Annotated in this window: 10 protein-coding genes and 1 tRNA gene; 6 read left to right on the forward strand and 5 right to left on the reverse strand. The window is 64.3% G+C overall.

Annotation, left to right across the window (positions count from 1 at the left end):
• Nucleotides 1-178: 178 nt before the first annotated feature.
• The 5 genes from FS320_RS05415 (at nucleotide 179) to FS320_RS05435 (ending at nucleotide 6,152) form a co-directional block, all read left to right on the forward strand.
• Entirely contained in the window at nucleotides 179-3,358 is a 3,180-nt protein-coding gene (locus FS320_RS05415) for a helicase-related protein (RefSeq protein ID WP_152710052.1), read from the forward strand.
• A gap of 13 nt (nucleotides 3,359-3,371) precedes the next feature.
• Complete coding sequence (locus tag FS320_RS05420) at nucleotides 3,372-3,674, forward strand: RNA-binding S4 domain-containing protein (protein ID WP_152710085.1); 303 nt, start codon at nucleotides 3,372-3,374, stop codon at nucleotides 3,672-3,674.
• Between the two features lie 54 nt (nucleotides 3,675-3,728).
• Entirely contained in the window at nucleotides 3,729-4,067 is a 339-nt protein-coding gene (gene fdxA / locus FS320_RS05425; protein ID WP_152710055.1) for a ferredoxin FdxA, read from the forward strand.
• Between the two features lie 469 nt (nucleotides 4,068-4,536).
• Entirely contained in the window at nucleotides 4,537-5,115 is a 579-nt protein-coding gene (locus FS320_RS05430; RefSeq protein WP_152710057.1) for a CarD family transcriptional regulator, read from the forward strand.
• Between the two features lie 164 nt (nucleotides 5,116-5,279).
• On the forward strand, nucleotides 5,280-6,152 hold the full coding sequence (locus tag FS320_RS05435) for an RNA polymerase factor sigma-32 (RefSeq protein ID WP_152710060.1): 873 nt from the start codon (nucleotides 5,280-5,282) through the stop codon (nucleotides 6,150-6,152).
• Nucleotides 6,153-6,242: 90 nt separating this feature from the next.
• Here FS320_RS05435 and FS320_RS05440 read toward each other — a convergent pair whose 3' ends face one another.
• The 5 genes from FS320_RS05440 to FS320_RS05455 form a co-directional block, all read right to left on the reverse strand.
• A complete protein-coding gene (locus FS320_RS05440; RefSeq protein WP_152710061.1) occupies nucleotides 6,243-7,685 on the reverse strand; it encodes a M48 family metalloprotease in 1,443 nt (480 codons plus the stop codon).
• A 102-nt stretch (nucleotides 7,686-7,787) separates the two neighbouring features.
• Nucleotides 7,788-8,606 (reverse strand): hypothetical protein, encoded by an 819-nt coding sequence (locus tag FS320_RS05445; RefSeq protein ID WP_152710063.1) that lies wholly within the window; start codon nucleotides 8,604-8,606, stop codon nucleotides 7,788-7,790.
• Between the two features lie 53 nt (nucleotides 8,607-8,659).
• Nucleotides 8,660-8,875: a hypothetical protein gene (locus tag FS320_RS05450; protein ID WP_152710065.1), complete on the reverse strand. Its 216-nt coding sequence runs from the start codon at nucleotides 8,873-8,875 to the stop codon at nucleotides 8,660-8,662.
• Nucleotides 8,872-9,018, reverse strand: coding sequence for a hypothetical protein (locus FS320_RS45070; RefSeq protein WP_153885287.1), 147 nt, complete (start codon nucleotides 9,016-9,018; stop codon nucleotides 8,872-8,874). Before FS320_RS45070 ends, FS320_RS05450 begins: the two co-directional genes overlap by 4 nt.
• A gap of 182 nt (nucleotides 9,019-9,200) precedes the next feature.
• Nucleotides 9,201-9,413, reverse strand: coding sequence for a sugar phosphorylase (locus FS320_RS05455; RefSeq protein WP_152710067.1), 213 nt, complete (start codon nucleotides 9,411-9,413; stop codon nucleotides 9,201-9,203).
• A 157-nt stretch (nucleotides 9,414-9,570) separates the two neighbouring features.
• On the opposite strand from FS320_RS05455, the gene FS320_RS05460 reads away from it, so the two are divergent.
• Nucleotides 9,571-9,647: transfer RNA gene (locus tag FS320_RS05460), tRNA-Arg, on the forward strand.
• Nucleotides 9,648-9,963 lie beyond the last annotated feature (316 nt).

Raw genomic sequence — 9,963 nt, forward strand, 5'->3', positions numbered from 1 at the left:
TAGGCATTCATGTCGTTTCCGGTAGCGAAAGCGGCCTGCGGCACCATATAAGGGGCTAACCGCAGCCGCCCGATGGGCTTCAGGCTGCTTGGAAGAGAAGTCTGCTCGTGCCGGTCTCCGGCCCTGCAGCCTCTCGGCTCTCTATCCGGGACCTTTCCGCATCACCCGTCATCCAGGCATGGCCCGTCGTTCCCTTCCCCCGCAAGTGCGTGCGCGCGGCGTGACCGCCGTGCTCGGCCCCACCAATACCGGCAAGACCCACCTCGCCATCGAGCGCATGCTCGGCCACGACAGCGGCATGATCGGCCTGCCGCTGCGCCTGCTGGCGCGTGAGGTCTATAACCGCGTGGTGGAGAAGGCGGGACATCACAACGTCGCCCTGATCACGGGCGAGGAGAAGATCAAGCCGGACCGGCCGCGCTACTGGATCTCGACGGTCGAGGCGATGCCGCGCGATCTCGATCTCGCCTTCGTGGCCGTGGACGAGATCCAGCTCGCTAGCGACCTCGACCGGGGCCACGTCTTTACCGAGCGCCTGTTGAACCAGCGCGGGCGCGAGGAGACGCTCCTCATCGGCTCGGCCACCATGCGTCCGCTGATCGAGGCGCTGATCCCCGGCGTTCACGTGGTGACGCGGCCGCGCCTGTCGAAACTGTCCTTCGCGGGCGAGAAGAAGGTGTCGCGCCTGCCCCGCCGCTCGGCCATCGTCGCCTTCTCGGCCGAGGAGGTCTACGGCATCGCCGAGCTGATCCGCCGCCAGAGCGGCGGCGCCGCGGTGGTGCTGGGTGCCCTTTCGCCCCGGACCCGCAACGCCCAGGTCGAGCTCTACCAGAACGGGGACGTGGACTACCTGATCGCCACTGATGCCATCGGCATGGGCCTCAATCTCGATGTGGACCATGTGGCGTTCGCGTCCGACAAGAAATTCGACGGGTTCCAGTTCCGCAAGCTCAACAACCCGGAACTGGCCCAGATCGCCGGCCGCGCCGGCCGCTACATGCGCGACGGCACCTTCGGTTCCACGGCCCGCTGCCCGTCTTTCGATGCGGAAACCGTCGAGGCGCTTGAAAACCACACTTTCGACCCGGTACGCATCCTGCAATGGCGCAACCCGGATCTCGAATTCTCGTCGCTCGCCCGCCTGCGCGATTCGCTCGGCCGGCAGCCGAGGGAGCACGGCCTCGTGCGGGCGCCCACGGGCGAGGACGTGGCGGCCCTCGAGGTACTGGCGCGGGACGACGACATTCAGCATTTTGCCCGCTCCCAATATGCCGTGGAGCGGCTCTGGCAGATCTGCCAGGTGCCGGATTACCGGAAAGTGTCTCCGCAGACCCATGCGGATCTCGTCGGCCAGCTCTATCGTTTCCTCATGAAGGATGGGGCCATCCCGGCCGATTGGTTCGCCCGCCATCTGTCCGCCATGGACCGGACCGATGGAGATATCGACACCCTCTCCAACCGCATCGCCCAGGTCCGGACCTGGTCCTTCGTCGCCAACCGTCCCGACTGGTTGAAGGATCCAGAGCATTGGCAGGATGTTGCGCGTCAGGTAGAGGACAAGCTATCGGATGCGCTCCATGAACGCCTCGCCCAAAGGTTCATCGACCGGAGGACGAGCGTTCTCATGCGGCGCTTGAGAGAGAAAACGATGCTCGAAGCGGAAATCACGACCACCGGCGACGTCACCGTCGAGGGTCAGCACATCGGTCACCTGCACGGCTTCCATTTCGTGCCCGATCCCCAGGCCGACACCACGGAGGCCAAAACCCTGCGCAACACCGCCAGCAAGGCGCTGGCCGGGGAAATCGACGCGCGGGCGGACCGGTTTGCGGAAACCCCCGATGCCATGCTCGTGCTGTCGAACGACGGCACCATCCGCTGGATGGGCGATCCGGTCGCCAAGCTGGAGGCCGGCGACAAGCTGTTCGACCCTAAGGTGCGCATCCTCTCGGACGAGCATCTGACGGGCCCGGCCCGGGACAAGGTGGATAACCGTCTGCGCGCCTGGTTGAAGGCCTATGTGGTGCGCCTGCTCGGGCCGCTGCTGCAGCTCGAGGACAGCGCCGAGCTGACGGGTCTTGCCCGCGGCATCGGGTTCCAGATCGGCGAGGCCCTGGGCGTGCTGGAGCGCGCGAAGGTTCTCAACGACGTGCGCAGCCTCGACCAGGATGCCCGGGGCGCCTTACGCAAGGCGGGAATCCGGTTCGGCGCCTACCATCTTTACCTGCCGGCTCTTCTGAAGCCGGCGCCCCGCGTTCTGGCGACCCAGCTCTGGGCGCTGCAGAACGGCGGCCTCGACCAGAAGGGCATCGACGAGATCGCCCATCTTGCCCAATCCGGCCGCACCTCGATCCCGGTCGATCCCGAGATCGGACATGGGCTCTATCGCGCCGCAGGCTTCCGCGTTCTGGGCGGTCGCGCCGTGCGCGTCGACATCCTGGAGCGTCTGGCCGACCTGATCCGTCCTGCCATCGCCTATCGTCCCGGAATCACCCCCGGCGCGCCGCCGGCCGGTGCCGCCGATGGCGAAGGCTTCGTTCCGACCGTCTCCATGACATCCCTCGTCGGCTGCGCCGGCGAGGATTTCGCCACGATCCTGAAATCCCTCGGCTATGTGATGGAGCGCCGCACCGGCCCCGCCATCACGGTGCCGTTGGTCGAGGCTCCGAGGGCTATCGAGCCGCAGGGCGCTGCCGCCGAGGGAGAGGCTCCCGCTCCGGCGCAAGAGGCCCCGGCGCAGGAGGCGCCGGTGGAGGCGTCCGAGACGGCTGTCGGTACGGAGGAGATCGGCGCCGTCGCCGTGGAGGCTCCCGAGGCAAGCGTCTCCGAGCAGGAAGTGGAAACGAGCGCCGCCGAGGCCATGGCCTCGCCCGAGGGCCAGGCCCTGGCTCCCGCCGAAGCGTCCGGCGAGACGACACCTGCCGAGACTCCGAGTGAGACGCCTGCCGAGCCCGAGACGATCGAGGTATGGCGCCAGGGGCGCCGCCATCACGAGGGCGGGCAGGCCCGTCATGGTCGCGACGCCCGCGGCGGCCGCCATCATCAGGAGCGCGGCGAGCGGCAGGAGCGTGGCGATCGGCGCCCGCGCCATGGCGAGGCCCCGGGCGAGCAGCAGCCTGCCGGCGAACGTCGTCCGCGCCAGGATCGGCGCGAGGCGCAAGGGGAGGGCGGGCGTCCGCAGAACCGCCCGCCGCGCGGTCCCGGCCGTGGAGAGGACCGTCGCGGTCCCCGTCCCGACAAGCGCCCCGACAACCGGCGCGAGGGCGGGCCTGAGCGCCGCGAGAAGCAGCCGGACCCGAACTCGCCTTTCGCCAAGCTGTTGGCTCTCAAGGCACAGCTTGAGGACAGCAAGAAGTGAGGGTGTGAAGCGCATGCGCGAGGACCGGCAGCGGCTCGATAAGTGGCTGTGGTTCGCGCGCTTCGCGAAGACCCGGACGTTGGCGGCCAAGCTGGTCGCCAGCGGCTTCGTCCGCCTCAACGGCCAGCGCACCGACAATCCCGCGAAAGCGGTTGCCGTCGGTGACGTGATTACCATCGCCTTGGCCAGGGCCACGCTCGTGATCCGCGTCGAAGGCCTCGGCGAGCGCCGTGGTCCTGCACCGGAAGCAAGGCAGCTCTACCTAGATCTCAGCCAGGACAACGCGGCGCTTGTCAGCGACGGCGACAACGGCTAGAGCGGCGGCATATCGCCATTCGTTGGCTTTCGAACAGACCCTCAAGGACCGTTCATGACTTACGTCGTCACTGAAAATTGCATCAAGTGCAAATACATGGACTGCGTCGAGGTATGCCCGGTCGACTGTTTCTACGAGGGCGAAAACATGCTCGTCATTCATCCGGACGAGTGCATCGATTGCGGCGTCTGCGAGCCGGAATGCCCCGCCGAGGCTATCAAGCCGGATGCGGAGCCGGGTCTCGAGCAATGGCTGAAGCTCAATGCCGATATGGCGAAGAGCTGGCCCAACCTCACCATCAAGAAGGATCCGCCCGCCGATGCGAAGGAATTCGACGGCGTTGCCGGCAAGTTCGAAGCGTATTTCTCGGCCAATCCGGGTGACGGCGATTAGCATCGGGCCCAATGTGGAAGGCCCTTTTGGGCTCGGCCCGATGCTCTTTCCTTAGTGAACGCATCGTTGAAAGCGGGAAACCGGGGCGCCTTTCCCGCACGAAGCGACAGGCTTCAAGCGCGGCCATGAACAGGCCCTCTTTACGCTATCCCTTGAAATATTTTTGCTTTTTCGGCCGGACTGTGATAGGGTCCGCTAATGCCGTCGCTTGCGCTCAAGCCCGTGCACCGTCTCTGCCGACCGGCGGTTCACATAATGAAGCAAAGATTCGCGTCCTTTGACTTAAGGGAGCATCGCTGCCTTGGTCAAGGGCATGAGCGTTTGTAGCCGCTGGCTTACATCAGGGAGACGAGCGGAATAGTCAAGTTCCGCGACACTCACATCCTATCCTCGTTCCCCTGGGGCCCTGCCCAATGGAACCACAGCTCCCTCACCATCGGTGAGGGCCATGCAAGGAGGCCTCTCTCGCATGACAACCGCCAAGAAGTCCGCCCAGCGCCTTGGGTTCAAGTCCGGTGAAGCGATCGTTTATCCCGCTCACGGTGTCGGCCGCATCACGGCCATCGAAGAGCAGGAAATCGCGGGTTTCAAACTGGAGCTGTACGTGGTCTCGTTCGACAAGGACAAGATGGTCCTTCGCGTTCCGACCGGTAAAGCTTCCAGCGTGGGCATGCGCAAGCTTGCCGAACCGGCCCTGATCCAAAAGGCCCTGGACGTGCTGACGGGTCGTGCCCGCGTGAAGCGCACCATGTGGTCGCGTCGCGCGCAGGAATATGAGGCCAAGATCAATTCCGGCGATCTGATTGCCGTAACGGAGGTCGTGCGCGATCTCTACCGTTCCGAGGCTCAGCCCGAGCAGTCCTACAGCGAACGTCAGCTCTACGAATCCGCCCTCGACCGCATCGTTCGCGAAATCGCCGCCGTGAACAAGATCACGGATACGGAAGCCCTCAAGCTCATCGAGCAGAGCCTCGCCAAGTCCCCGCGCCGCGCGAAGGGTGCTGAGGCCGATGCCGAGGGCGACGACCTTCAGGAAGAGGCCGCCTGATCGAAAGGTCGAACGATCATTCAAAAAGCCCGGCTTCACGCCGGGCTTTTTTGTGGCCAAAGCCTTGTTTTTCAAAGGCCGGAATCTATTTTGCAGAACTTGGCTGTTAGAAGTGAACTTTTTGCGGCCTCGCTCGTTGTGTCTCTGCCAAGGGAGAGCACACAATGGGAGAAATCTCAGGGGTTCGCCGCCGGTTCGTCCGCGCTGCCATGAATGCACCTTTTCTCGAAAGACAGGAGGAGCATCTTCTTGCCGTGCGCTGGAAGGAGAACCGCGATGAAGCGGCGCTTCATCAATTGACCGCTGCCCATATGCGCCTTGTGATCGCGCTGGCAGCTCGATTCCGTCATTACGGTTTGCCGATGGCCGATCTCGTTCAAGAAGGCCATGTAGGTCTTCTCGAGGCAGCCGCCCGGTTCGAGCCAGAGCGCGAAGTCCGCTTTTCAACCTATGCGACTTGGTGGATCCGTGCCTCCGTGCAAGATTACATCCTTCGCAATTGGTCAATCGTTCGCGGCGGAACGAGTTCCGCCCAGAAGGCACTTTTCTTCAATCTGCGCCGCCTGCGCGCCCGCCTGACCCGCGGCGGGGAGGAGCGCATCTCCTCCGACGTGCATGCGAAGATCGCCGAGGCGATCGGCGTATCGAAGGCCGATGTGGCGCTCATGGATGCCCGTCTCTCGGCGCCCGATACCTCCCTCAACGCCCCCGTTCTCGATGCCGACCCATCCAATTCCGCAGAGCGTGTCGAATTCCTCGTCGACAACAGCCCGCTTCCGGATGAGAGCGTCAGCGACGTGATCGATACCGAGCGCCGTGTGCGCTGGCTGCAGCAGGCGCTCGAAGTTCTCAACGAACGCGAATTGCGGATCCTGCGCGCCCGTCGCCTCGACGATGAGCAGGTGACCCTGGAGTTCCTGGGCGACAGGCTCGGGATTTCGAAGGAGCGCGTGCGTCAGATCGAGAACCGAGCGCTGGAAAAGCTCAAGCGCGCTCTGGTCGAAAAATATCCCCAGGCCTCCGGCGCCTTCGTGTAGGTGCCGGGCTCTTCCGAGCCCTTTGAGATCGGCTGTTCTTTCGGCGAGGCAGGGTCACTGCCTCGCCGATCTTTTCGGGAGCCGGAACGGCTATTCCACGACGATCTTGTAGCGCTCGCCCACTTTGAGCGCGGCATTCCTGTCGAGACCGTTGAGAAGCAGGAATTTCTCGAGGGCCCGGTCGATCGGCATCCGGGCGGCAAGCGTCTGTGCCGTATCGCCCCGCTGGGCGGTCACGATCTGCAGCTTCAAGGGCCTGATTCGACGGGCCTCATCGGGCTGCACCTGCCGGACGCTGTTCAGGGTCTGCTGGAAGATCCCTTCCAGGTCGCCCCTGTTCCCGCGGGTCGCCATGATGAGCCGGTAGGTGGTGTTGCCGATCCGAATGGCCGAGAGGCGGAAGGTCCATTCCTTGCCGTTGGACAGGGCCGTGACCACGGGCAGGCCGTTTACGGTTCCGGTCGTTAGGGTGCCGGGCTCGACCGTATCCGTCCAGGTGGAGCGCAGCACATCCTCCAGGCTCTGTCCCTCCGGCGTGTCGGCCGCATCGAAGAGGAGGCGGCGCTCGCCGTCGCCTGACGCACCCAACACGGCCTGGGAGGTGTTCTCCAGGGTAAAGCCCTCCGGTGCCTCGAAGGCGACGCCGAGCCGCGAATGGATGAAGCGGCGGCCTTTCACGACACCGTCGGCCGGATCGTCGCCATAGGAGAGGCTATCGAGGGCTGTCAGATAGGCGAGGTGTCCCGTTTCGCCGGTTCCCTGCATGCCTGTGCGCCGCGCCGCCTGCAGCGCTCGCGCCACCCGGTCGTCGGTGCGCGGATGCGAAGCGTTCCGCTCGGCCGTCGAGGCATCCGAACTCGTGCCCGAGCGCCCCAGCGCCGTCAGGAAGCGCGGAGCGCCGAAAGGATCGAAGCCGGCCCGGGCCAGAACCTTGACGCCTGTCTGGTCCGCCTCGAGCTCCTGCGCACGCGAGAAGCTTGCCAGAGTCGAACGGGCCTGGCTCTGCGCCACGGCGGCCTCCTCGGCATCGTTCAGCACATTCTCGGCCACGTGCTCGATCAGGTCCGAGCGCGCCTGCAATTCGCTGCGCTGGGTGGCGTGACGGAGGGTCACGTGGGCGATCTCGTGCGACAGCACGGCCGCCACCTCGGAGGTGTCGTTGGCGAGCGCCAGGAGCCCGCGCGTGACGTAGAGGCGCCCGTTCGGCAGAGCGAAGGCATTGACCACGGGCGAGTTGAGGATCGTCACCTGGAAGGCCTCGTCGGGCCTGTCGGTGGCCATGACCAGCCGGTTCGTCACATCAGTCAGCATCTGCTGGAGTTGCGGCGCCCGGCCTTCGCCGCCAAAGGCCCTCACAAGCCGGATATGGTCGCGGTCCCGGTCCGGGCCGATCACCCGCGGCGCGTTGGCAGGCAGCGAAATGTCACCGCCGAAGCCGGAGCACCCTGCCACGAGGGTGCCGAGCATCACGCTGGCGAGGATCCGAAGGCTAGAGAAGCGGCCCCAAAAGCGGGATGCACTTTTGGAATTCATCCGATGCTCCTGCCCTTGAAGAGCGCGCCGTTCTTCGCGGAAAACCGGGACCACTTTTCCGCACGATGCTCTGCCTGTCTGACGTGTTGTGCTCATGCTCGTTCATCGTGGCAGGCGGCCGCCTTCAAGACGCTCGATCATGTCCGGTATAACAATGGAGAAGACTGTCCCTTGCCAAGGCTGCAAAATGCCTCGGGCTCTGATCCGCTGGCCCTTGAGCGCCTCGGTGCCCATGCCGCGGTCCGACATCTGTTTCCAGGTCTTCCGGGGAATGATGATCGTGAAGTCTTCTGCCCAGAGCCCCCCGAAGTTCAAATAGCTAAGTTGCTTGCGCTCGCCGATGCTTCTGACGCGACCCTCGACCAGCACGAAGCTGCCGATTCGGTCCCGCAGACGCTCGGGTTGATTGACATCCATGGGCTTATAGCGGTCATCGGCCCAAAGACCAAGGCGTCGTTCGCGGGCCGTGGACTCGAGGGCGAGCAATTCCGACTGGCAGAAGGTTTCATCCAGGCCCGCGTCGGTGATCGCGAGGCCTGCCTCGATCAAGCCATGGCTCCAATCGAACGAGGAGGTCTTGTCGAGAGATCGGATGCGGACGGAAATCCGGTTCCAGCGATCGGGACCGGCCGCCGCCTGGGCCAGCATGGCCTCGCCCATGCGGACCTGCAGCCAGGATATGGCTTGCTCCCGATAGGGCGCCCCGTCCGGGAGCCGGATACCGGCGAGCTTGGCAAGGCGGCCGGACGCCAGGACAAGGTCTCCCTCCTGGGAAAGACTCTGCAGCCGATCAGGCTGCGCCTCGGCCGTGCAGTCTGTTCTCGGCCGTGTCGGCGCAACTGGCTGCGCCCGACCAGCCGGGACCGTAAGGACGATCCCAAGGCTCGCGCTCAAGATAATTCGCAGGGTCGATCCCATCATCGGACGGGATCATACCCCTTCGGCCGAGAACGGCTACGCTTGAAGCGATCGGATCAGTGCTTTTCCTGCGCCGGGCTGTGTTGCTGCGGCTTGTGACCGCTTTGCCCCGCATTATTGTGCTTGTTGTGGTCGCGGGTCTCCTGGTGTGTCACGCCGCCCTGCTTGCCGATGTCAGGCTGGCCGCTCGCATTGACGTGAGCCTGATCGTTCTCCTGATGGCCCGCAACGCGGGTCTCGTTCGGGTTGCTTCGATTGCCATTGCTGCTCATGATTTCTTCTCTTGTTGCCGCTTCTGGGCGCCGTTGCCGTCCTTGCCCTGCTGATGCTGGGTGCCGCGCGCATTCGAGCCGCCATGGCCTTCCTGCGGAATGCCCTCAGGGTTGGTGCGGGAGCCTGGGATGTTCTTCGTCATGGTGAAATCCTGACTGGTTTTCGTGCGGTGATGGATAACGGCGGGACGCAGGATCTCCGATCCTCAGGAGAAAACCGCATGCTGGCGAGAGCCGCTTCCTGGGGGTTCAATTGCAGAGGGCGCAAATTGTTGCGGCCAAGATCGGCAGGTTTCTGCTTCAGACAAGCAGGCGCTTCGGGCCCCTACCAGCGGATCACCACGACCCTCTGATTGCCGTTTCCGAGCTCGATGGCCTCGGTGCCTTCCGCTTTCCGGTTTTGCGCCTTCGCGTCTTCGACGATCTCGATTTCCTCTATGTGAGCGGCAAATGCCTCATCCACCTCAGCCACGCAGAGCAGGGTATCGGGAGGAAGTTTCTCCACCTGTTTCAGAAAGTCTCGAAGCGTCTGCGCCATGATATGCCTCCGGTTGCCTTCAACAAACCGGGCCGGCCATGCGGAGTTCCTTCGCACCCTCCGCGAGGCATGGGCGATCGCTTGCCGATGCGACTTTCCAGGGCCTCAACCCACTGGAATGACCATGCCGACCATGCTACATCCCGTGGTCTCAAGCGGTCCCGTAGCTCAGCAGGACAGAGCAGCGGTTTCCTAAACCGAAGGTCGGAAGTTCGAGTCTTCCCGGGATCGCCAGTATTTCAGGGCCGCCGAAGGGGCCGTGGTTACCACTCGGTTACACGGTTAGGGGAATACCCGGTCTCTCTGATGTTCGTTGTCAATGAGCTTGGACGTGGGTGTGCGTTCCCAGGGCGGAAGCCGGGCGTGGCAGGATGGAGCGATTGTGCAGGGCTGGCGGCAGAGCTGCAAGACGACGGTTGAGCAAACTCTGATGCGCGGGTTGGTCACCGCATTTCCGTGTGTTCGTCCGGGGCTGCCTCGATCTGCCAGCGGGCGTCGATGAAGGCTCATCGGCCACACAATTCTCTCAAGGATTCCCCACCGAGGCCCT

It is taken from the genome of Microvirga tunisiensis, assembly GCF_009296175.1.
GTDB lineage: Bacteria > Pseudomonadota > Alphaproteobacteria > Rhizobiales > Beijerinckiaceae > Microvirga > Microvirga tunisiensis.